The sequence below is a fragment of the Acinetobacter sp. YH16051 genome, assembly GCF_013417135.1.
Taxonomy (GTDB): domain Bacteria; phylum Pseudomonadota; class Gammaproteobacteria; order Pseudomonadales; family Moraxellaceae; genus Acinetobacter; species Acinetobacter towneri.
In genome coordinates this window covers 1-1,347 of record NZ_VPEN01000121.1, presented here as the reverse complement: position 1 = coordinate 1,347, position 1,347 = coordinate 1, and the positions used below count along the sequence as shown (strand labels likewise).

The window sequence follows — 1,347 nt, the reverse complement described above, 5'->3', positions numbered from 1 at the left end:
ATGATGCGTGATTTGTTGAATCGTCAAGGGCATCATATAGGACGACGTCATACACGTACTTTAATGAAGAAAATGGGTATTCAGGCGTTATATTGCAAACCAAATTTAAGCCAGGCTAATCAAGCTCACCGTAAATATCCATATCTGCTCAAAGGATTGGCTATTCAGCGCAGTAATCAAGTGTGGTCTACAGATATAACGTATATCCCTATGGCAAAAGGCTTTGTTTATTTATGTGCTGTGATTGATTGGCATAGCCGTAAGGTACTTGCGCATAGGGTATCGATTAGTATGGAGGTGGATTTTTATATTTCGGCTTTAAATGAAGCGATTGAAAAATATGGATCACCTGAAATATTGAATACAGACCAAGGCAGTCAGTTCACCAGTGATGCATTTATTGATGTATTGAAATCAAATGGCATTCAAATCAGTATGGATGGTAAAGGTCGATGGGTAGATAATGTGATGGTTGAACGATTATGGCGGAGCGTTAAATATGAAGAGGTGTATCTCAAAGCTTATAGCAGTATCACAGATGCGAAGTGCTTATTTTGAGTTTTATAATCTGAAACGACCTCATTCGAGTCTAGACAAAATGACACCAAATGAGTTTAACTATGATCAGCTACCCCAACAAAACAAGGTGGCTTAACTAGAGCGGAATATCACTTATAAATACGCTTTTAGTTGTTCAAACAAGTGGAACCATCTCTGTTTTGGATCGGCGCTCAATCTGAATGTTCACTTCCACATGCTGTTTCTCGACGGTGTGTATGTCGAGCAATCCCACGGCTCAGCGCGTTTCCGCTGGGTCAAGGCGCCGACCAGCCCAGAGCTCACCCAGCTGACGCACACCATCGCCCACCGGGTGGGTCGCTATCTGGAACGGCAAGGCCTGCTGGAACGGGATGTCGAAAACAGCTATCTGGCCTCGGATGCGGTGGATGACGACCCGATGACACCCCTGCTGGGGCACTCGATCACTTACCGTATCGCTGTCGGTTCACAGGCGGGGCGAAAGGTGTTCACTTTGCAAACTCTGCCGACCAGTGGTGATCCGTTCGGTGACGGGATTGGCAAGGTAGCCGGGTCCAGCCTGCACGCCGGCGTGGCGGCCAGGGCCGATGAACGCAAGAAGCTCGAACGGCTGTGCCGGTACATCAGCCGCCCGGCGGTATCCGAGAAGCGGCTGTCGTTAACACGAGGCGGCAACGTGCGCTACCAGCTCAAGACGCCGTACCGGGACGGCACCACGCACGTCATTTTCGAACCATTGGATTTCATTGCAAGGCTGGCCGCCCTGGTACCGAAGCCCAGAGTCAACCTAACCCGCTTCCACGGGGT

Annotated in this window: 2 pseudogenes; both read left to right on the top strand. The window is 49.0% G+C overall.

Features of this window, described 5'->3' with window-relative positions:
- Positions 1-655: pseudogene (locus FTV41_RS14775) on the top strand (IS3 family transposase); the annotation flags it as partial.
- A gap of 63 nt (positions 656-718) precedes the next feature.
- Positions 719-1,347: pseudogene (locus tag FTV41_RS14770) on the top strand (IS91-like element ISVsa3 family transposase); the annotation flags it as partial.